Below are 19942 nucleotides of genomic sequence, written 5' to 3'. Positions count from 1 at the left end.
CCTGTAGCTACGCAGCGCGGCCGCACTTGATGTGGCGCTTGACCGTCGCTGGAGATCCAGTCGTTCAGGGGCCGGCGTCGTATCCGACATCCTGGGCTCGCGTTCGTGCGGCCTTGTCGGCGCCGCAACCTGGATCTGCGCCGGCTCGACCGGCGCACCAAGGAGCTCATCTTGATCGTCAGCCTCACGGTGATGCGGGCGTCGAAGGGCCACATCCAGAGCCACACCCGGGTGGCGCTCGACCTCGGCGTCAGCCCCGAGGAGATCCTCGAGGCCATCGAGATCAGCCTGCCGGAGGCGGGGATCGTCGCGTTTCAGACGGGCTTCGACGCGTGGAAGGAGGTCGTCGGCGCGGACGGGCTCAAGCCGAGTGTTGCAGTCCACCAGGGTGGTTCCGGGGGCAGCGGGGTGACGTTTGAACGTCACCCGTTGGAATGCGGGCTGTCGGCATGAGGTCCGGTCATGGGCTGCGCAAATTGACTGCCCGTGGCGAGCTTGGGACCATGCCTTCCGTGACGTGCAGGAGCGTGTAGTCCGGTGTGCTGGGATCCGAAGTAGGTAACTACCTGCGCCGCGACCAGAATGCGCCGTCTCGACCGCAGGTTACGCCATTGCGCCCGACCGGCCAGCTGCCCAGCCCCTGTGGCCTCACCTGCGAGGACGTCAAGTTGGAAGCGTCTCAGTGCGCTTGAGTCCGACGAGGGGGACGTACAGTCGAACGATCTCCTCCACGGCTTCCGTGTGTTCGAGCCGGCCATCGACAACGGGCAGCGCGAATGCCTCGATGCTCCCCAGGCCCATGCGCGCAATGGTCTGTGGCGCGGCCTGCAGATCGGCTAAGCCACGACTTCCGGCGTCGGCCAGATAGCGCGCCGTGCGCTCGATTGTGCCCTCCCGAATCCCACCCCAGATGCGCTTGACGTCCGGATCGCTGATGGCTTCGTGATCCAGCAGCGTGATCAGTGTCCGATGCTTCACGGCCGCGGCGAGCGCCCTCTCAGTCGTGATCGTCAGAACCAGCTTTAGGTCGTCTGGGTCAATGTCGGATATGTCCTGCGCTGCGAGGAAGTCTGCGCGGACTGTCTCGGCGAGGACCAGAAAGACGTCCATCTTGCTGGCGAAGTAGACGTAGAAGGTTGCGCGACTCGACCCCGCCTCCTCGGTGATGTCAGCGATCGTGGCGAGCCGGTAGCCACGGCGTTCGAAGACCTTCCGAGCCGCCTCGACGAGCTGATGGCGTCGCTCGGCGTCCTCCCGTGAGTGCGCCTCGCGTTTCGCCCAGCCTTTCCCAGTCACTCGCGCAGTCTACGGCTGACCGCGTTGACAGTGACGCCAACGTCAACGATGCTCTCCAGGACGCCGACAGTGGGGTGGGTGAATGAAGGTCCTGGTCGCCAACCGGGGTGAAGTGGCTGTGCGTGTCATGCGGGCGGCAGCCGGTATCGGGGCAGCAACCGTCGCGGTCTATACGCGCGGGGATGCCGGGTCCCTCCACGTGCAGTTGGCCGACGAGTCGTCGCCGCTGCCTGGCAAGGGCGTCGCCGGCCATCTTGACGGCGAGGCCATGGTCGCGATCGCGAAGCAAGCGGGCTGCACGCACGTCCATCCGGGCTCGGGTTTCCTGAGCGAGGATGCCCACTTCGCGGAACTGTGCCGCGACGCGGGGCTCGTGTTCGTGGGTCCGTCACCCGAGGTGCTGGCCCTGTTCGGGAACAAGTCGAGAGCTCGCGCCCACGCGCTGTCAGTCGGCGTCCCAGTGCTCGACGCCTTGCCGGCCCCGGTCTCGCTCGAGCAGGCGGGAGCGTTCCTGGCCGACAATCCCGGTGGGATCATGGTGAAGGCTGTGGCCGGCGGCGGCGGTCGAGGCATGCGTGCGGTTGTCGACCCCGCAGAACTCGACGAGGCGTTCGCCCGCAGCCGCTCGGAGGCAAGCCTGGCCTTCGGCCATGACGAACTCTACGTCGAGCGCTTGATGTCTGCAGCCAAGCACATCGAGATCCAGGTGGTGGGCGACGGCAGTGGCACGGTGGTCCACCTGGGCGAGCGCGAGTGCAGCGTCCAACGCCGCCATCAGAAGCTGATCGAGGTCGCACCCAGCCCGTCGCTCGACGACAATCAGCGCGCCAACCTGGGTGCGCTGGCCGTTCGCCTCACGGAGGCGGTCGGCTACTCCAGCCTCGGTACGGTGGAGTTCCTCGTCGACGCCGACGCGCTGAGGGCGGGCGAACTCGACGCGGCCTTCATCGAGCTGAACCCACGCCTGCAGGTGGAACACACCGTGACCGAGGAGGTGGCGGGTGTCGACTTGGTCGCCACACAGCTTCGTATCGCGACTGGCGCATCTCTGGAGGATGTGGGCCTGACCGGGAACAATGCGCCGGCCCCGGCCGGATTCGCGATCCAGAGCCGACTCAACGCGGAGCGGCGCGCGCCCGACGGCGAGACGTACGCGGCCACCGGAACCCTGACCAGGTTCGAGCCACCGGGAGGCCCTGGGGTGCGAGTGGACACGCACGCCCGGGCCGGGCTCGTCCTTGACGGCACCTTCGACTCGCTGCTCGCCAAGGTCATCACGCACACCCGTTGCGGTGGCTTCCCGGCCGCGGCGGCACACGCCGCCCGTGCGCTCGCCGAGCTTCACGTCGAGGGGGTGACGACCAATGCCGCCCTGCTGCAGGGGGTGCTCACCCACCCGACCTTCGTGTCCGGCGAGGCCACCACGTCGTTCATGACCGAGATCGCCGACGAGCTTCCCGTGGACGTGACAGCCGAACCCGTCCACATCGGAAGTGGCGCTGCAGGCGGTGTCCACGCACCCCTGGGCGGCACGGTGGTGGTCGTGCCCATTGAGGTGGGGGAGACCGTCACAGCGAAGACCGCGGTCGCCGTCATCGAGTCGATGAAGATGGAACACGTGGTCACCGCGGGGGCCGCCGGCGTCATCACCGAGGTCAACGTCGTACCCGGAGACCAGGTGCGCGAGGGCCAGGTCGTCGTCCACCTCGAAGTCAACGCTGACGCGGACGACTCTGGGCCGGAGGTCGAAGAGGTTGACCTCGCGCACGTTCGACCGGATCTCGCGGAGCTCCTGGAGCTGCAGGCCGCTGTCCTCGACGCTGCTCGACCCGGGGCCGTGCAGCGCCGTCGCGGGACTGGCCACCGCACGATCCGGGAGAACCTCGCTGAGCTGGCCGATCCTCGGTCTTTCCGCGAGTACGGCGCGCTGACCATCGGCGCGCAGCGCCGGCGGCGCACCGTTAGCGAACTCGCCGCAGCAACGCCCGCCGATGGCATGGTGCTCGGCCTGGCCACCGTGAACGGTGACTCGATGGCCGACCCGCGGCCCTGCGTGGTGATGGGGTACGACTACACCGTCCTCGCAGGCACTCAAGGCTTCTTCGGGCATCGAAAGACTGACCGGATGCTGGCTCTCGCCGGGCGGCAGCGGCTGCCGGTGGTGCTCTTCGCCGAGGGCGGTGGAGGGCGACCAGGTGACGTCGACGTCGCCGATATCACCTCGTCGATGCTGGACTGCGGGACGTTCGCCGCCCTCGGGCGGTTGAGCGGGCAGGTTCCGCTCGTCGGTGTGCTGACCGGGCGTTGTTTCGCCGGCAACGCGGCTCTTCTCGGCAGCTGCGATGTCGTCATCGCGACGAAGGACTCGACGCTCGGCATAGCCGGCCCGGCGATGATCGAGGGGGGCGGCCTGGGCCGCTACTCCCCAGAGGAGGTCGGACCGATGTCGGTCCAAGTGGCCAACGGGGTCGTCGACGTGCTGGTGGAAGACGACGCCGAGGCCGTCGAGGTAGCCAAGCGCTATCTCGGCTACTTCCAGGGCCATCAGGCGAAGTACACCCACGCGGACCAGCGCGTCCTGCGGCACCTGGTCCCGGAGAACCGAATGCGGACCTACGACGTCCGCGAGGTGATCGACGGGCTCGTCGACACCGACTCAATGCTGGAGCTTCGCCGAGGATTCGGGCATGGAATCATCACAGCGCTCGTGCGCATCAACGGACGACCGATGGGCCTCGTGGCCAACAACCCCGGACACCTCGGCGGGGCGATCGACGCCGACGCGGCGGACAAGATGGCTCGCTTCCTGCAGTTGTGCGACGCGCACGGGCTTCCGGTGGTCTCGCTGTGCGACACCCCGGGGTTCATGGTCGGCCCCGACTCCGAGCGGAGCGCGACGGTGCGGCACTTCTCCCGGCTCTTCGTGATCGGTGCCCATCTGCGCGTCCCGATGATCGCTGTCGTGCTCCGGAAGGGCTATGGCCTCGGCGCACAGGCGATGGCAGCCGGCGGCTTCCGGGAGACATTGGCGACGGTCGCCTGGCCGACCGGTGAGGTCGGGGGCATGGGACTTGAAGGAGCCGTTCAGCTCGGCTACTCCCAGGAGCTCGCAGCCATCCCCGACGAGCACGAGCGGCGGCGGCGCTACGACGAACTGGTCGCCGAGCACTACGAGGCCGGCAAGGTGATCAACGCAGCCCGGGTATTCGAGATCGACGACGTGATCGACCCCGCCGACACGCGGTGCGTCATCACCGATGCCCTCGCGGCCTGGCAGGGCCCGGATGCCGACCGGCAGCCCCGGTCCTACATCGACACCTGGTGACGAGGGTGAGAGGAGCGCACGTGGACATAACCGACCACCTGGCGGACCTGCGGGCACGCCAGGAGACCCGCCGGCCAACGGACACCCCTAGGACAGTGACCTATCCGGTGGGTGAGATCACCATTCCGGAGCACGTCTCGCACTGGGCGGCGACGGTCCCGGACCGGGTCGCGATCTGCCATGAGGAGCGGGAGCTGAGCTACCTCGACCTCGACGACGCACACCGACGCGTCGCGGGCTGGTTGCACGACGCGGGGGTGCGGGTCGGCGATCGGGTCGGCGTCCATCTCGGGAACGGACCGGAGTTCGTGATCGCGTTCCTTGCGGTCCTGCGGCTCGGCGCGGTGCACGTCCCGATCAACCCCATGTTTCGCCCGGGCGAGCTCACCCACGAGATCCAGGACAGCGGGGCTCGAGTGATCGTCACCGCGGCGGCCTGGCAGGACGTCGTCGCGGCGGCGTGGAACGACATCGCCGTCGAGCACGTGATCCTGGTGGGAGGTGCCGAGCCGGCGGTCGGCCTGCCGGTCACGCACTGGGAGACCGTCATCGCCCATGAGCCGCAGGACGACTGCCAGATCGACCTGGACGCGCTCGCTGCGCTCAACTACACCGGCGGCACGACTGGTCTGCCCAAGGGCTGCATGCACACCCAGCGGCACATGCTCTACACCGCCGCTACCGGCACAGGCGCGTCGGGAATGCATTCTGGCGACACCTACGTGACGGTGTGCTTCCTGCCAATCTTCTGGATCGGCGGTGAGGATCTGGGCATCCTGTTCCCGTTCGTCCTCGGCGGGACCGTCGTCCTCATGGCGCGCTGGAACGCGACCGCGGTCCTCGCTGCCATCGACCGCTACCGGGCCACCACGATGGTCGGCACCGCCGAGAACTACCTGGAGTTGCTCGACCACCTCGACCTGCACCGATACGACCTCACCTCGCTGCGTGACCCACAGGTTGTGTCGTTCGTCGGCAAGCTGACTCCGCAGCTGCGCCACCGCTGGGCGAAGGCTGTCGGTGGCGGCGTGCTGCGCGAGTGCGCCTACGGGATGACCGAGACACACACCATGGATGCGCTGCCCTACGGGCTCGCCGACGGTGATGAAGACCTGCTCGCGGAGCCGACCTTCTGCGGGATCCCCGTTCCCGGGACGGACATCGCGGTCGTCTCCTTCGAGAACGGGAAGCCGGTGCCGATCGGTGAGGTCGGGGAGATCGTGGTGCGCAGCCCATCGGTGATGACCGGCTACTGGCGCAACGCGCAGGCCACGTCCGAGCAGCTCATCGACGGCTGGCTGCACACCGGTGACTACGGCAGGCTCGACGAGTCCGGATTTCTGCACTACCTGGGCCGGGCCAAGGAAATGATCAAGGTCAAGGGGATGAGCGTCTTCCCGGCCGAGGTCGAGCTCATCCTCGCCCGGCACGCGGACATCACCGCTGTGGCGGTCGTGCCGGTGGAAGACCCGGAGGCAGGCCAACGACCACTGGCCTTTGTCACGGTCGAGCCCGGCTCATCAACCGGTCCCGAGGACATCCAGAGCTGGGCTCGTACGCAGATGTCGACGTACAAGGTACCCGTAGTGAAGATCATCGACGCCTTCCCGATGACGCCCTCGGGGAAGATCAAGAAGAACGTCCTCGAGCAAGAGGTCAAGAGCCCGACCGAGATCCATCACTGATCGAGTCGCGGGGACGGGGTCGCTACCGGCGGCCCCGGTGGGAACGCTGTCGCACGAGCAATTTGTGGAGGAGCAATGACGCAGGCCGCAGGAACCAAGGGGAGCGCGCAACCGATGTACTCCCTGGACGACATTCGGGAATTGTGCACCCGCTACCGGAACTGGGGCAGGTGGGGCGCGGACGACGAGATCGGAACCTTCAATCTCGTCACCCCGGAGAAGGTGACCGCCGCCGCGCAGCTGGTGCGCCGGGGGGCCGTCTTCTCGCTCTCCCTGCCGCTGGACGCCGACGGCCCGATGACCGGTGCGCTCGGGCGGACCAACCCCGTGCACCTCATGCTCCAGGACGGCGGCGACATCGCCTCCGGAGCGCAGTCCGCCATGGCGCCCCTCGGCTACACCGACGACGCGGTGTACATGGTGCTGCAGTGCGCCACCCAGTGGGACGCCCTGGCACACGTGTTCATGGACGAGCACATGTACAACGGTCACGGCCTGGGCTCGGTCACCAGTGCAGGCGCGGAGAAGTGCTCGATCACCGGCATGAAGGACAAGATCGTCACCCGCGGCGTCCTGCTCGACGTCGCTCGGTACAAGGGCAAGCCCTGGCTCGACCTCAGCGAACCCATCTCCGACGAGGACCTCGCGGGATGTGCTGACAGCCAGGGTGTCGACGTCGGGGAGGGCGACGTCGTCCTGGTCCGCACCGGGCGGCTCTCCTTCGTGCGCGACAGGGGGAGCTGGGGCGATGAGTACGCCGGAGGGCACGCTCCCGGACTCGGAGTGAGCGCAGCACACTTCTTCTGCCCTCGCGACGTCGCCGCGGTCGCAACGGACACCTGGGGATTTGAGGTGCAACCGAATGAGAGCCTGCCGGAGATGTGGCAGCCGCTCCACGCGATCATGCTCGCTAACGCCGGAATCACCATCGGGGAGATGTTCGATCTCGAAGCCCTCGCCGAGGACTGTGCAGGTGATGGCGTGTACGAGTTCATGTTCGTCGCCCCGCCGCTGACCATCAGCAAGGCCGTGGGGTCACCCATCAACCCGCAGGCCATCAAGTAGTCCGTCCGATCTCGCTGCGGCCCGACCGCGCCGCAGCGAGCAGCATCAGCTACCTGCGTCTTCCCACCGTCGTTCGACTGGCTGTGCCGAGCACGTGCGGAACAGGCGGATCGAAATTCTGTCTCAATGAGGAGAAACGTCGACGTCACCGTTGTCGCGATCCGCTTCGGCGGGTGCACCGTGGGCTCAGCCGGTCGAAGCCTTTGATCTTGTGAGTTCGGTGGAACAGGATCCCTGCGGTGCGTGTGATGTTGATGTTGGCTGATCGTGAGGAAATCTCCCGAGGCTTGGCCGAAGGGTTGCTGTACAAGGAGACCGGTCGCGCCTCGGACGCGATCCGCCGGTAACGACGCCAGGCCGGCGATCTTGGACGGCTCGGACCGCCGAACGGTAAGAACCCCGTGGTGTCAATGTGGGCGCGTCACCTCCGCGGTCATATCCCGGAGCGTCTGGTTGAAAATCGCGCGGGTCAGCTCGGCTCCAATCAGGTACGGGTCGACTTCGGCGGGAGCCTTGACCCGAACGACGGCCATGACCACGTCAGCCTGTACCGCCACCACGGCTACCGCCTCTGATCGCTGTTCCGGCCTCGCCCTCAGCCCGGAGTGTCCGGACCCATCTCGCCGAGCACCTCCAGTGCCTGGGCAGGGCCAGCCTGGTCAGCGCGGTCGAGGGCCGGGACGGCGGCCATGTGCTGACCCGGACGGCCGAGAGATCACCCTGCTCGTCGTGGTGCTGGCACTGGAGGCCCGGAGCCGGCGTTCCGGTGCACCGAGATCCGTCAGCATGGGCCGATGCACCTCTGCCGAGGATTGCCGTACGCCGTGCGGGGTGACGCAGGCGATGTGCGCGGCCGAGACGGCATGGCGGCAGGCGCTCGCGGTCACGAGCATTGCCGCCCCGGCCCGGCCCGGTCAGGCCTCGCTCTCGGGCCGGGTCTCCGATGTCCCACCGAAGCCGGGAGCCAGATCGGCTGGGTCCGGGGCGTCGGGATCATTGTTCGGCCCGCCGACGGGCGGGTCCGGTTGAGGGATCCCAGCAGGGTTGGGGCTGGTCCGGTCGGTGCGGGTGCCGTCCGGAACCGGGTCGCTGTCGGTCATGACAGTCTCTCCCGTCGTCGATTGATCCTTCCCCGGAGGGTGCCCGCTGCGGCACATGGGAAACCTGTCGGAGCGGGTACTCGATGGGCATGGCCCTCGAGACCTACCGCCGCAAGCGCGACTTCGCCCGGACCCCCGAGCCGCCCGCCGGTGTTCCGGCTCAGCGGGGCGGGCATCGGTTCGTCGTGCAGCGCCATCGCTCCCGGCGCTTGCACTACGACTTCCGCCTCGAGCTCGACGGCGTGCTCGTTAGCTGGGCCGTACCGCGGGGGCCGACGCTGGACCCGAAGGCCCGCCACACCGCCGTTCGCGCCGGGGTCGACGATGCCGATGACCGGCGCGGTGATCAGGGCGAGCCCCAGCCCGGGTGGTGCCCTGCACGAACGCCGCCACCGCGACGACGAGAGCGACTGCGGCGAGAATCTGCAGGCTCATCGCGCGACGCCCGTCGGCCGGTCGCGGGCGTGGTCGTCGGCCCGCGGATGCAGCCGGTGCACGCGGGCCTGCTCGACCACCTCCTGACCGAACCGTCCCGGATGTCGGTCGACGAGTGCGGCGTCGTCGTCGTTGACGTGCCGAGCGAGGGCCCGGGCAGCGGCATCGTCGCCGAAATGCGTGCCGGGACCGGAGATCGACAGCATGGCGACCTCGATGCCCGTGCGGTCCATGAGGTCGAGTTTCTCGTCGATCGATCACCTGGGCCAGGCGGGCAGCCCGTCGGGGCTGTGGTGCCCGGCTGCGGTCGCCGCCACCACGTACCCGCGGGTGAGGAAGTGCGCGTGCCGTCGACCAGGGGGTCTCGTATCGTCATCCGACTCGCCCCGCCGGGGAGTCCTTCGCCCGTCCTCGCGCGTCGTGCGGGAGGTCGGCGTAGTGCCACTGATGGTCGCGGGCGTGTTCGCACGCTTCCTCGAGATCGCCGCGTTCGAGCACGACCAGCAGCTCCTGGTGCTCGTCGGCGATGACGCCGAGGTCGAGATCCGCGGCCACGATGGTCGCCGACGTGCGGATGCCGATCTGGAGCGCTTCCCACGAGTGCAGCAGCAGCCCGTTGTGCGCCGCCTCCACGATGTGCCGGTGGAAGGCGACACTCGCCGCCGAGGAGGCGTCGGCGTCGTCGGACTCCGCCGCGGCGCGCATGGCGTCGATGTCGGCGTGTAGCGCATCGAGCGGCAGCGACCCGCTGAGTATCGCCAAGCGTGTCGCCGTCTCCTCGAGAGCTGCGCGCACTACGTAGCTCTCGCGCAGGGTCTGCTGGATGAAAGGGCGAACGAAGGTTCCACGGCGGGGCCGGACCTCGACCATCCGCATGGCCTCGAGCGCGCGCAGCGCCTCCCGCACCGGGGCCTGGCTGGTGCCGTAGTCGGCGGCGATCGCGGTCTCGACGAGCCGGGTGCCCGGCTCGATCCCACCCGAGGTGATGCGCCTGACGAGGGCGTCCCGGATGCGGTTGGCGAGCGTCTCCCGCCCCACGCCCGGGGTCTCGTCTGCACTGCTCACGGCTCGAGGGTAGCCCAAGATCACTTACCATCGATTATCGATAAATGCTTGCCGCCGTGTCGGCCGCCACATACCTTCTGAACTATCGATCGAGTGCGGCCGTGGCCGGAGTCGTCGTCAGTGAAGCTCAAGGAGGAGCTGCATGCTTCTGGTCTGCAGGACGTGCCCCCGCGATCACCGCGACACCGGGTCGTTCGGAGACGCGGTCCGCGCCGTCACCCGCGCGCCGGCCGTCGACGACGAGGCACCCACCAAGGCGCTGTACGTGAACTGCCTGGGCGCCTGCGACCTGCCGGGCAATGTCGCGCTGGACGGCATCGGCAAGTCGCGCGTCCGGTTCTCCGGGCTCGCCGCCGAACGGGTCGCCGACCTGCGGACGGCATGCGCCGCCTACGACGCGTCCCCGACCGGCGATCCCGGCGAGTGGGACGTGCCGGCCGATCTTCGACCAGCGATCTCGGGGGTCGCCCCCAAGCGCGGCCCACGTAGCTCAGCACGACCGTAAGCGCACATCAGGAAGCCCACAGAACAAGGAGAGTGCATCGTGGCACGATTGTTGTTCACGAACGTCAAGGTCTTCGACGGCTCCGACGGCCCGGCGCTGCCGGGCGAGGTGCTCGTCGAGGACAACCTCATCACCCGGGTCGAACACACCGTCGGCGCCATCGAGGCCCCCGACGCCGAGCGGATCGACGGCAAGGGCGCGTTCCTGATGCCCGGTCTGGTCGAGGCGCACTCGCACCTGAGCTACGGCAACGTGACCACGCTCGAGCAGCAGGGCGACATCCCCCCCGAGGAGAACGTCCTCAACACGATCAAGGCCGCCGAGCTGATGCTGATGTCCGGCTTCACCTCGCTGTACTCGGCCGCCTCCGCCCGGATGCGCACCGACGTGGTCGTGCGCAACGCGATCGACTCCGGTCAGTTCCCCGGCCCCCGCATCCGCGCCGCGTCGCCGGAGATCACCTGCACCGGGGGGCTCGGCGACGCCCGGCTCTACCACCAGAACCGCACCACGTTCTCCCTCATCGCCGACGGCGAGCTGGAATTGCGGAAGATCATCCGTACGGCCTGGCGCGAGGGCGTCGACGTGATCAAGCTGAACCTGTCCGGCGACGGGTTCGTCCGCCCTGGCAACGGTGAGCAGACCGCATACACCGAGCAGGAGGTCGCCGCCGCCGCGCAGGAGGCGCAGCTGCGTGGGTTGTGGATGGCGGCCCATGCCCGGTCGGACAGCTCGGTCAAGCTGGCCCTCAAGTACGGGTTCCGCAACATCTACCACTGCGACTACATCGAAGGTGAGACGTTCGATCTGCTGGAGGAGAAGAAGGACTCGATCTTCCTCGCGCCGGCGATCGGCATGATCTACGCCTCGGTCCACGAGGGCAGCCCGTGGGGCCTGACCCCCGAGGTGAACGAGGTCATCGGCTACAAGAAGATGCTCGATACGTGCCCCGGCGTGTACGCGGAGCTGCAGAAGCGCGGGCTGCGCATCATGCCGGGCGGCGACTACGGGTTCGCCTGGAACCCGATCGGCAACAACGCCCGCGACCTCGAACACTTCGTCGAGCTGCTCGGCTTCTCCCCCACCTACACGCTCATGTCGGCCACCAAGTGGGGCGGCGAGTGCATGGGTATCGACAACCTCGGGATGATCAAGGAGGGCTGGCTCGCCGACGTCCTCCTCGTCGACGGCGACCCGCTCGACGACATTCGCATCCTGCAGGACCGCGACAACATCGTGATGGTGCTCAAGGACGGCGTCATCCACAAGCGCGACCTGCGCTACTTCGACCCGGCGGCCGCCGATCGTGGCGCGACCGTCGCGACCGCTGAGAGGATCGTCTAGAACGATGGCAGTGCACGACGTAGCAGTCGAGGTCACCGGGTCCGGCCCCGGGCTTCTCCTCATCCCCGGCATCGGGGCCACCGGCAACATCTTCGGCCCGCAGGTGGGCGCGCTGAGCCGGTTCTTCACCGTCATCCGGCCCGACCTCCGCGGCTCCGGCCGCAGCGCGACGACCGGCACGATCAGTACCGCGACGTTGGTGGAGGACCTCGTCGCGGTGATCGACCAGCACGGCGGCGGCGCGGCGGTCGACGTCGTCGGGTGGTCCTACGGCTCGGTCCTCGCCCAGCACCTCGCCGTCGGGCATCCGGGCCTGGTGCGCAGCTTGGCCCTGCTCGGTCCGCTCGGTGCCCCGCCCGAGCAGGGTCGCGCCGGACTGCGGCAGCGCGCAACGACGGCCCGTGAGCAGGGCATGGTTTCCATCGCCGACGCGACCGTCGGGGTCGCCACGTCGGCCAGCACCCGGACCAACCGGCCGGAGGTCGCCGCGTTCGTCCGGGAACTGGTCATGCGGCAGGACCCCGAGGGCTACGCGCAGATTTGCGAAGCCACGGCGGCGAGTGAGCCCGCCGAGGTCGAGCACATCGACTGCCCCACGTTGCTGATCACCGGCGACGAGGACCTGACCGGGCCACCGCCGGTCGCACGAGCACTGGCCGACCGCATCAAGGGCTCGCACCTCGAGGTGCTGTCCCGGTGCGCGCACTGGCTCACCCTCGAACGTCCTGTCGAGGTCACCGACCTGCTGCTGAACTTCTACTTCGGCCCCGCTGCCCACTGACCCGGAGAGATCACCATGGAATTCATGCGCCTCGGTCCGCTCGGACATGAGCGTCCTGTCGTCCGTCAGGGCGACACGGTCCACGACATGTCCTCGCTGACGAACGACATCGACGGCATCTTCTTCGACGACGGCGGGATCGGACGCACCCGAACCGCACTGGCGGACGGGTCGCTCCCGGTCATCAGCGGTTGGGAGAACGAGCGCGTCGGTGCGCCGGTCGCGCGGCCCGGCGCCGTGATCTGCGTCGGGCAGAACTACGCCGCACACGTCGCCGAGTGCGGCCTGTCCACCCCGGAACACCCGGTGGTGTTCCTCAAGCACCCCAACACCGTCGTCGGCCCCTACGACGACGTCGCGATACCGCGCGGGTGCACGCACACCGACTGGGAGGTCGAGCTCACGGTGGTCATCGGCCGCCGCGCGCAGTACGTCGACTCCCCCGAGGAAGCGCAGCAGTACATCGCCGGTTATACGATCAGCAACGACGTGTCGGAACGCGACCTGCAGAACAACAGGTCCGGTGGGCAGTGGACCAAGGGCAAGACAGCCGCGACGTTCTGCCCCGTCGGCCCGGTGCTCGTGCCCGCGGACGAGATCGACCCGCAGGTGCTCGACATCCGGTCCTTCGTCAACGGGGAACCCCGCCAGGACTCCAACACCAAGGACATGATCTTCAAGGCGGCGTGGCTCGTCTCGGACCTGTCGCAGTACATGATCCTGGAGCCCGGCGACATCGTCCTGACCGGCACGCCGGGTGGTGTCGCGCTCGGCGGCCGGTTCCCCTACCTCCAGGAGGGAGACGTCGTCGAGCTCGAGATCGAGAAGCTCGGGCGGCAGCGTCAACAGCTCGTCGCGTGGGACAAGGCGTGATCTGCGCCGTCGTCACCTATCGCGTTCGGCCCGGCCAGGAAGACGAGGCGGTCACGCTGTTCGGTGAGCTCACCGCCGCGAGCGCGCAGGAACCGGGATGCCTGACGTTCCGCGTGCACCGCTCGGAGGAGGACCCGCAGGAGTTCCTGCTCTACGAGCGCTACCGCGACGACGCCGGACTCGAAGCGCATCGCAGTTCCGCGCACTTCACCACGCTGGCGGTCAACGGGCTGTTCCCGTTGCTCGAGAGCCGCGAACCGCGCCTCTACCGCCCACTGCCCGACCAACGGTCCCAGACATGAGGTCGTCCACGGCCGTCGCCGTCCTCGGTCTCGGCATCATGGGCGGACCGATGGCGAACAACCTGCTCAGGGCCGGTTACGACGTCATCGGCTACAACAGAAGCCCCGCCAAGGTCGCGAAGTTCGTCGAGCAGGGCGGACGCGGTGCGGAGACGATCGCCGCCGCGGTCCACGACGCCGACGTCATCGTCACGATGCTGCCCGACTCGCCGGACGTCGAGCAGGTCGTGGCCGGTGGGGACGGCGTGCTCGAGCACGCCGCGTCCGGGGCGTTGTGGATCGACGCCAGCACGATCCGGCCCGACGTCACGGTGCGCATGGCCGCCGCAGCAGCCGACAAGGGCATCCGTGCTGTTGACGCGCCGGTCTCCGGTGGTGAGGCCGGGGCGATCGAGGGCAGCCTGTCGATCATGGTCGGCGGCGCGGCCGCCGACGTCGACGCGGCCCACCCGATCCTCGAGGCCATGGGCACCACCGTCGTGCACGTCGGTCCCGCGGGGTCCGGTCAGACGGTGAAGGCCGCCAACCAGCTCATCGTGGCCGGCACGATCGAGCTGGTCGCCGAGGCGTTGGTGTTCCTCGATGCGCACGGCGTCGATGCGGAGGCCGCGGTGAAAGTTCTCGCCGGTGGTCTTGCGGGAAACCGGATCCTGGACCGCAAGGCGGCCGGGATGATCGCCGGCGACTACACACCCGGGTTCCGCGTCGACCTGCACCACAAGGACCTCGGCATCGTCACCGCCGCGGCCCGCGAGGCCGGCGTCGCCATCCCACTCGGGGCAGTCGTTGCCCAGCTGATGGGAGCCCTGCGTGCGCGTGGACACGGATCGCTGGACCACTCCGCGTTGCGGCTGCTCGTCGACGAGCTGTCCGGCCGGGCCAGGTCCTGACCGCGCGGACTGCCTCACCCGCACACGAGCGTGCTCCCGATGGTGGCACCGGCACATGCTCAGCCTCTGTCCTGCGTGATCTCCCTCCGGCGTGGGGGTGTGACGGGTCCAGGCCTGAGGCTGGAACGGCGGCGTTGCAGGAGGAGTGGCTGGTCCGTTCCCCGTCGGGATCGAGCACGGCGCGCACGTCGAGGATGTTGTGGGGGAGGAGCTCCTCAGCGTGCACGTCGTGCTGCCGGAGGACAACGTGGATGTCGCCCGCGTAGAGGGCGAGCTGGTTGGCCAGTTCCTCGGCCGTGGTCACCGCATCCGACGACATGGGGCTCCCCGCTCGCACGCAAACATTGCTGCGCCGCGGGGGAGCGCGGCGGGGCGTGAGGCTAGTGGAACACGATCCGCTCAGGCGCTGGCGGTTCCAGTTCGTGCGCGATCTCACCGTCGACGGTGATGCGGCCGGCCCGGAGGTGATCCGCGATCCGCTCGGTTTTCATCCCACTGGCCGGTATCCGCGACTGGGCTGATCAGTAGCCAGGTGAGGTCGGCGTGCATGATCCCGGTGGGCAGGATCGTCACGTTTGATCTTGTCGCTGTCACACATGCTTTCTCCTCGGCGAGTCGGCAGTGCTCGAGGATCAGGATGCCGGAGATGTCGTTCGTCGTCGGCCGGGACGGATCGCCCCGCCCCGGCCGACGTTGTACGGAGACCCATCTGTCGGGAGGGAATTAGTGCCGGAGGCCGGCCTCCTTCAAGAGCGGCATGACGTTGTCGCCGAAGTACTTGAGCTCCTCGTTGTAGTCGATGAGCCCGAAGATCATGCCCTCCATCCCGGCCTCGTTGAGACGGCCGAGCTCTTCGGTCACCTGTTCCGGTGTGCCGACGATCGGGTAGCCGCCCCAGCCGGCGATGAAGCGCTCCTGCATCTCCTTGACGGCGTGGTCGAAGGACTGGCTCGCGCCCGATCCGGCGATCTTGATGACGTTGCCGGCCGCGCCCCAGTCGCCCTCGTCGACGACCTGCTGGAAGGCGGCCTTTGCCTCCTCCTCGGTGTCCCGGCAGACCACGAGGCCGTAGGTCATCGCGTGGATCTCGCGCTGGTACTCCTCGCGCGCCTTATTCTTCAGAGCCGTCGTGTAGGCCTTGATGTTCTCCAGCGTGTCCAGCGAGGCGAAGTTGAAGTCGACGTTCTTCGCGGAGAACTCGATGCCCGAGGGCGAGTTGCCCGCGTTGATCAGCGCGGGCCGTGGGCCCTGGTGCGGCTTCGGGTAGGCCTCGAGCAGCTCGGCGTCGAAGTACGTCGAGTGGATGCCGAAGGTGCCCTGCTCGGTCCAGAGCCGGTTCACGAAGTCCAGCCACTCCTGGCCGTAGGCATAGCGCTCGTCGTGCTCGCGCTGCTCGGAGCCGAACATCTCCATCTCCGGCGGCACCCAGCCCATGACCATGTTCAGCGCGAAGCGGCCCCCGGAGATCCGGTCGACCGTGGTGGCCTGCTTGGCTGCGACGATTGGGTGCATCGTCGGCAGGTGCGAGGTGGCGGCGATCGCGATCCGCTCGGTCGCCTCGGCGATCCCGGCGGCCCAGGTGTAGGTCTCGAAGCAGTTGCCGTTGAAGTTCGTGGACCCGCCGAAGCCTTTCCAGCGGGCGACGGGGACCAGCACGTCGAACCCGAGCCGGTCGGCGCGCTGCGCGATCTCCTTGGTGTGCTCCCAGGTGATCTCGTAGCTGCTGGGGGCGTGGCTCATGATCAGCCCGTAGGAGCAGTTGGTGCCGAACAGACCCAGCTTCATCTTCTGGTCGCCGAACAGCGGGTTGGTCTCGGTGCGGTCGGCCGCGGGCTGTGTTTCCGCGGCCGGGCGGGGGTCGGTGGGGGCGAGGCCGAGGCGTTCGTTGGCGGTGACGGTGGCGGTCATCATGGTCTCCTGGTTCTGCCGGGGATGGGTGGTTCAGCGTTGATGTTCGCTACGCAAGCTGCGCTCAGCCGAGCTGGAACGGGTCGCGCGTGCCGCCGGTGAGCTCCACGAACACCGACTTGTTCTCCGTGTACTCGCCGAGCGCGTCGATGCCGTTCTCGCGGCCGATGCCGCTGGCGCCGAAGCCGCCGAAGGGCATGTTCGGCGCGATCACGCGGTAGGCGTTGATCCACACGGTGCCGGCGCGGAGCTTCCCGGCGACGCGGTGGGCGCGGTGCACGTCCTTCGTCCAGACGGCGCCGGCAAGACCGTAGGGGGTGTCGTTGGCGAGCTTGAGGGCCTCGTCCTCGTCGGCGAAGGTGTACGCGGAGAGCACCGGGCCGAACACCTCCTCGCGGACGATGGTGTTCTCCGGTCCGACGCCGGTGACCACGGTCGGCTTGACGAACAGGCCACCGCGCTCGGCGTCGGGCTCGCCGCCGCAGGCGAACGTGGCGCCCTCGGCCGCGGCGCCCTGCAGGTAGCCGAGCACCTTCTCGTACTGCGGCCGGTTGGCGACCGGGCCCATCTCCGTCTCGGCCTCGTTCGGGTCGCCGAGCTTGATGCTGTTCGCCCGCGCCACGACCTTCGCGATCAGCTCGTCGTGCACGTCGGCGTGGACGATCAGCCGCGAGCCGGCCATGCAGGTCTGCCCGGTGGCGGCGAACACGCCCGCGATCAGCCCGTTCGCAGCGGCGTCGAGGTCGGCGTCGGGGAAGACGATCTGCGGGCTCTTCCCGCCGAGCTCCAGCGTCACGCGGTTGAAGTTCGCCACCGCCGCCTGGGCGACCTTGGCCCCCGTCGCCGACGAGCCGGTGAACGCGATCTTGTCCACGCCCTGGTGGGTGGCCAGCGCCTCGCCGGTGGAGCGGTCCCACCCGGTGACGACGTTGAGCACCCCGGCCGGCAGGCCCGCCTCGTGCAGGATCTCAGCGAACGCGACGGTCGAGGCCGGCGCGTGCTCGGACGGCTTGACCACCATCGTGCAGCCGGCGGCCAGTGCGGGGGCGAGCTTGAACGTGAGCAGCAGGAGCGGGGAGTTCCACGGGGTGATGGCCCCGACGACGCCCACCGGCTCGCGCGTGGTGAATCCGAAGTAGTTCGGGTTCACCGGCGGCACGGTGCGGCCCTCGATCTTGTCGGCCAGCCCGGAGAAATAGTAGTACCAGTTCGGCAGCGCGTTGAGCTGCCCTATCATCTCCCGGTAAAGCTTCCCGGAGTCGTTCACCTCGAGGCGGGCGAGCCGCTCGGCGTTGGCGGCGATCGCGTCACCGCACTTCCGGATGATCGCGGCCCGCTGGAAGCCGGTCATGGCTCCCCACTCGCCTTCGAACGCCGCGCGGGACGAGGCCACCGCCTCGTCGATGTCTTCCGGTCCGCCGTCGGCCATGCGGGCCCACGGTTGGCCGGAGTACGGGTTCTGCGACTCGAACGATCGGCCCGATCGCGCGTCTACCGATTTGCCGTTGATGAAGAGCTTGAACTCTTCCAACGGTGGGGATGAGGTGGACATTCATGACCTCCTTCGTCAGATCCCACCGTCAGCTGCCTTCACTGGCAGGGGATGACCGCAGACGCTAAGCAGGTATGACCGGTGTGGATATCCGCACAGGGCAGCTGGTCATCCGTTCTGCGCGAGGCGAGCGAGACCCGAGCCACAGCCCAGCGGCTCCCGCATGCACTCAGCGGATAGCGCGCCGCTCCCAGCGGCTAGTGGGCCGCCGCCGCTTCGAATATCGTTCGGCGATCTACGCGGGCAGTGGGCGCACTGCTGTAGTACATGACAGCGAGGTGCGCCGAGCTCGCGGAACGACGACACGTGGAGGTGTCGGACGATGGTAGAACCGCTCGTGCACGGCCCAACCGCATTGCTGGCGCGCTACCCGGTACTGGGCACGCGCAGCCTCGAAGAGGCCCGCGATGCTGTCACGCGCGTCTATCTCGACCACGACCTGTCGGCGCCGGACGACCGGCTGGAGATGACGCTCAACGCGACGTCGGACCGGCTCTTCACCCTCGGCTACCTGACCTACAAGTCGTGCGCCAAGCTGGTGATGCCTCCGACCGAGGACTGCTACCACGTGAACCTGACGATCGCCGGGCGCACGGATGCCACCCGGACCGATGGCGAGCGTGAGACGACCGCCGGCCGCATGAGCGGGATCGTGCTGCTTCCCGACCAGGAGAATACGGTTCGGTGGTCGCCCGACGCCGAGCAGCTGATCCTGAAGATCCCGCGGCTGAGCCTCGAGAACCACCTGGGCGAACACCTCAACCGTCCCGTGAACGACGTTCTCGACTTCGACTTCGGCATCGACCTCTCGACTGCAGCGGGAATGACCCTGCTGTCTTCCGTGGAGTTCTTCGCACGCGAACTTGATCGACCCGGCGGGCTGGCCGACATGCCGATCGCCCGTGAGCAGCTCGAGGCGTTCGTCATGACGCAGCTGCTCCACACCGGACGCCATCAGTACTCCGATGCACTGGCGGCTCCCGGGGATCCGGTCCGCAAGGGCCGGCTCGGGGCCGTGATCGAGTACATGGAACAGCATGCCGACGAGCCGCTGAGCCCACCGGAGCTCGCGCGGGTCGGCAACATGAGCGTCCGGACCTTGCATGCGACGTTCCAGCAGGAGCTCGGCGAGCCACCCATGGCCTACCTTCGACGCATCAGGCTCGACCACGTCCGATCCGAACTTCTCCGTTGCGACCCGGGGCTGACCAGGGTCACTGACGTCGCCCTGCGGTGGGGGTTCTTCCACCAGAGCCGTTTCGCACAGCAGTACAAGGAGCGGTTCAACGAGCTCCCGCGAGACACGCTGCGCGAACGCAGCGCCTGATCGACCCCCGATCACGGGTCGTCGACCTCCATCAGCGAGCGGAGGCGATGCCGAACGCACACGCGGGGCCGACCAGGCGGGTGCCCTCCACCTGGTTGCCCCTCCTCCTACCAGGGGAGAGAGCCGTCGGTGTCGAAGTAGCCTCCGGTCGGGCCGTCGGGGTTCACCTCGGCCATGCGGACGATGATCTCGGCGCCCTGCTCCACAGTCTGCGTGCCCGTGTTCCCGTTCAGGTCGGTCTTGGTGTAACCAGGCTCCACGGCGTTGATCCGCATGTTCGGGAACGCCTTCGCGTACTGGACGGTGATCATGTTGACCGCGACCTTCGACGCTGGATAGGCGATCCCTGGGTACGCGTACGTCGGGGTGCCCGCAGCGGTGACCCGGGCCAGCGAAGCCAGGCCGCTGCTGAGGTTGACGATGACCGGGGCGGCCGACCGCTGCAGCAATGGCAGGAACGCGTGGGTGACGCGCACGACGCCGAAGACG

Annotated in this window: 19 protein-coding genes and 1 pseudogene; 13 read left to right on the top strand and 7 right to left on the bottom strand. The window is 68.2% G+C overall.

All coding sequences use genetic code 11. The features are described 5' to 3' along the window. The first annotated feature begins 171 nt into the window (after positions 1 to 171). On the top strand, positions 172 to 453 hold the full coding sequence (locus JWR81_RS15235) for a carboxymuconolactone decarboxylase family protein (protein WP_297652048.1): 282 nt from the start codon (positions 172 to 174) through the stop codon (positions 451 to 453). Between the two features lie 210 nt (positions 454 to 663). Here the strand turns inward: JWR81_RS15235 and JWR81_RS15230 are convergent, their stop codons facing one another. After that, positions 664 to 1296, bottom strand: a complete 633-nt coding sequence (locus JWR81_RS15230; RefSeq protein WP_297652045.1) for a TetR/AcrR family transcriptional regulator — start codon at positions 1294 to 1296, stop codon at positions 664 to 666. An 82-nt stretch (positions 1297 to 1378) separates the two neighbouring features. Here JWR81_RS15230 and JWR81_RS15225 point away from each other — a divergent pair, with 82 nt between their 5' ends. From JWR81_RS15225 to JWR81_RS15215, 3 genes are all read left to right on the top strand, one after another. Continuing rightward, the gene (locus tag JWR81_RS15225) at positions 1379 to 4621 is read left to right on the top strand and encodes a carboxyl transferase domain-containing protein (protein ID WP_297652042.1); all 3243 of its coding nucleotides are present in this window, start codon (positions 1379 to 1381) and stop codon (positions 4619 to 4621) included. 95 nt (positions 4622 to 4716) lie between these two features. Further along, complete coding sequence (locus JWR81_RS15220) at positions 4717 to 6306, top strand: AMP-binding protein (protein WP_297652039.1); 1590 nt, start codon at positions 4717 to 4719, stop codon at positions 6304 to 6306. Positions 6307 to 6420: 114 nt separating this feature from the next. Next, a complete protein-coding gene (locus JWR81_RS15215; protein WP_297652036.1) occupies positions 6421 to 7371 on the top strand; it encodes a cyclase family protein in 951 nt (316 codons plus the stop codon). Between the two features lie 407 nt (positions 7372 to 7778). Here JWR81_RS15215 and JWR81_RS15210 read toward each other — a convergent pair whose 3' ends face one another. Next, a complete protein-coding gene (locus JWR81_RS15210) occupies positions 7779 to 7931 on the bottom strand; it encodes a hypothetical protein (protein ID WP_297652033.1) in 153 nt (50 codons plus the stop codon). A 629-nt stretch (positions 7932 to 8560) separates the two neighbouring features. Here JWR81_RS15210 and JWR81_RS15205 point away from each other — a divergent pair. Continuing rightward, positions 8561 to 8779, top strand: a pseudogene (locus tag JWR81_RS15205) (DNA polymerase ligase N-terminal domain-containing protein); the annotation flags it as partial. A 123-nt stretch (positions 8780 to 8902) separates the two neighbouring features. Here the strand turns inward: JWR81_RS15205 and JWR81_RS15200 are convergent. Both JWR81_RS15200 and JWR81_RS15195 read right to left on the bottom strand, forming a co-directional pair. After that, positions 8903 to 9139, bottom strand: a complete 237-nt coding sequence (locus JWR81_RS15200; protein WP_297652129.1) for a hypothetical protein — start codon at positions 9137 to 9139, stop codon at positions 8903 to 8905. 139 nt (positions 9140 to 9278) lie between these two features. After that, positions 9279 to 9971 carry a GntR family transcriptional regulator gene (locus tag JWR81_RS15195; protein WP_297652030.1) on the bottom strand — a complete coding sequence of 231 codons (693 nt, stop codon included), beginning with the start codon at positions 9969 to 9971 and terminating at the stop codon, positions 9279 to 9281. A gap of 142 nt (positions 9972 to 10113) precedes the next feature. Here JWR81_RS15195 and JWR81_RS15190 point away from each other — a divergent pair, with 142 nt between their 5' ends. The 7 genes from JWR81_RS15190 to JWR81_RS15160 all read left to right on the top strand — a co-directional run bounded on the left by JWR81_RS15190 (position 10114) and on the right by JWR81_RS15160 (position 15187). Then, positions 10114 to 10476 (top strand): DUF1636 family protein, encoded by a 363-nt coding sequence (locus tag JWR81_RS15190; protein ID WP_297652027.1) that lies wholly within the window; start codon positions 10114 to 10116, stop codon positions 10474 to 10476. A 39-nt stretch (positions 10477 to 10515) separates the two neighbouring features. After that, the gene (locus JWR81_RS15185; RefSeq protein ID WP_297652024.1) at positions 10516 to 11820 is read left to right on the top strand and encodes an amidohydrolase family protein; all 1305 of its coding nucleotides are present in this window, start codon (positions 10516 to 10518) and stop codon (positions 11818 to 11820) included. A gap of 4 nt (positions 11821 to 11824) precedes the next feature. Continuing rightward, a complete protein-coding gene (locus JWR81_RS15180) occupies positions 11825 to 12601 on the top strand; it encodes an alpha/beta hydrolase (protein WP_297652021.1) in 777 nt (258 codons plus the stop codon). Positions 12602 to 12616: 15 nt separating this feature from the next. After that, complete coding sequence (locus JWR81_RS15175) at positions 12617 to 13474, top strand: fumarylacetoacetate hydrolase family protein (protein ID WP_297652017.1); 858 nt, start codon at positions 12617 to 12619, stop codon at positions 13472 to 13474. Next, a complete protein-coding gene (locus JWR81_RS15170; protein ID WP_297652014.1) occupies positions 13459 to 13776 on the top strand; it encodes a putative quinol monooxygenase in 318 nt (105 codons plus the stop codon). Before JWR81_RS15175 ends, JWR81_RS15170 begins: the two co-directional genes overlap by 16 nt. After that, on the top strand, positions 13773 to 14666 hold the full coding sequence (locus tag JWR81_RS15165) for a 2-hydroxy-3-oxopropionate reductase (RefSeq protein ID WP_297652011.1): 894 nt from the start codon (positions 13773 to 13775) through the stop codon (positions 14664 to 14666). The genes JWR81_RS15170 and JWR81_RS15165 overlap by 4 nt, the downstream gene beginning before the upstream one ends. A 383-nt stretch (positions 14667 to 15049) precedes the next feature. Beyond that, positions 15050 to 15187: a hypothetical protein gene (locus JWR81_RS15160; RefSeq protein ID WP_297652008.1), complete on the top strand. Its 138-nt coding sequence runs from the start codon at positions 15050 to 15052 to the stop codon at positions 15185 to 15187. Positions 15188 to 15389: 202 nt separating this feature from the next. Here JWR81_RS15160 and JWR81_RS15155 read toward each other — a convergent pair whose 3' ends face one another. Both JWR81_RS15155 and JWR81_RS15150 read right to left on the bottom strand, forming a co-directional pair. Further along, entirely contained in the window at positions 15390 to 16574 is a 1185-nt protein-coding gene (locus tag JWR81_RS15155) for an LLM class flavin-dependent oxidoreductase (protein ID WP_297652005.1), read from the bottom strand. A 64-nt stretch (positions 16575 to 16638) separates the two neighbouring features. Then, on the bottom strand, positions 16639 to 18126 hold the full coding sequence (locus tag JWR81_RS15150) for an aldehyde dehydrogenase (protein WP_297652002.1): 1488 nt from the start codon (positions 18124 to 18126) through the stop codon (positions 16639 to 16641). A 322-nt stretch (positions 18127 to 18448) separates the two neighbouring features. Here JWR81_RS15150 and JWR81_RS15145 point away from each other — a divergent pair, with 322 nt between their 5' ends. Continuing rightward, positions 18449 to 19453 (top strand): AraC family transcriptional regulator, encoded by a 1005-nt coding sequence (locus JWR81_RS15145; RefSeq protein ID WP_297651999.1) that lies wholly within the window; start codon positions 18449 to 18451, stop codon positions 19451 to 19453. A gap of 107 nt (positions 19454 to 19560) precedes the next feature. On the opposite strand, the gene JWR81_RS15140 is transcribed toward JWR81_RS15145, so the two are convergent. Next, positions 19561 to 19942: SDR family NAD(P)-dependent oxidoreductase (locus tag JWR81_RS15140; protein ID WP_297651988.1), on the bottom strand; the 382-nt coding region annotated here is incomplete at its 5' end.

This window comes from Pseudonocardia sp. (genome assembly GCF_025965585.1).
Lineage (GTDB): Bacteria > Actinomycetota > Actinomycetes > Mycobacteriales > Pseudonocardiaceae > Pseudonocardia.
Note: the sequence above shows the minus strand (reverse complement) of the source record. Positions and strands in the feature narration are given on the sequence as shown.

What these genes read in the sequence shown, in the direction of transcription:
- JWR81_RS15150 (WP_297652002.1), bottom strand. Translation starts at nt 18,126, where the DNA reads ATGTCCACCTCATCCCCACCGTTGGAAGAGTTCAAGCTCTTCATCAAC.
- JWR81_RS15215 (WP_297652036.1), top strand. Translation starts at nt 6,421, where the DNA reads ATGTACTCCCTGGACGACATTCGGGAATTGTGCACCCGCTACCGGAAC.
- JWR81_RS15190 (WP_297652027.1), top strand. Translation starts at nt 10,114, where the DNA reads ATGCTTCTGGTCTGCAGGACGTGCCCCCGCGATCACCGCGACACCGGG.
- JWR81_RS15175 (WP_297652017.1), top strand. Translation starts at nt 12,617, where the DNA reads ATGGAATTCATGCGCCTCGGTCCGCTCGGACATGAGCGTCCTGTCGTC.
- JWR81_RS15165 (WP_297652011.1), top strand. Translation starts at nt 13,773, where the DNA reads ATGAGGTCGTCCACGGCCGTCGCCGTCCTCGGTCTCGGCATCATGGGC.
- JWR81_RS15200 (WP_297652129.1), bottom strand. Translation starts at nt 9,139, where the DNA reads ATGGACCGCACGGGCATCGAGGTCGCCATGCTGTCGATCTCCGGTCCC.
- JWR81_RS15145 (WP_297651999.1), top strand. Translation starts at nt 18,449, where the DNA reads ATGGTAGAACCGCTCGTGCACGGCCCAACCGCATTGCTGGCGCGCTAC.
- JWR81_RS15155 (WP_297652005.1), bottom strand. Translation starts at nt 16,574, where the DNA reads ATGACCGCCACCGTCACCGCCAACGAACGCCTCGGCCTCGCCCCCACC.
- JWR81_RS15225 (WP_297652042.1), top strand. Translation starts at nt 1,379, where the DNA reads ATGAAGGTCCTGGTCGCCAACCGGGGTGAAGTGGCTGTGCGTGTCATG.
- JWR81_RS15180 (WP_297652021.1), top strand. Translation starts at nt 11,825, where the DNA reads ATGGCAGTGCACGACGTAGCAGTCGAGGTCACCGGGTCCGGCCCCGGG.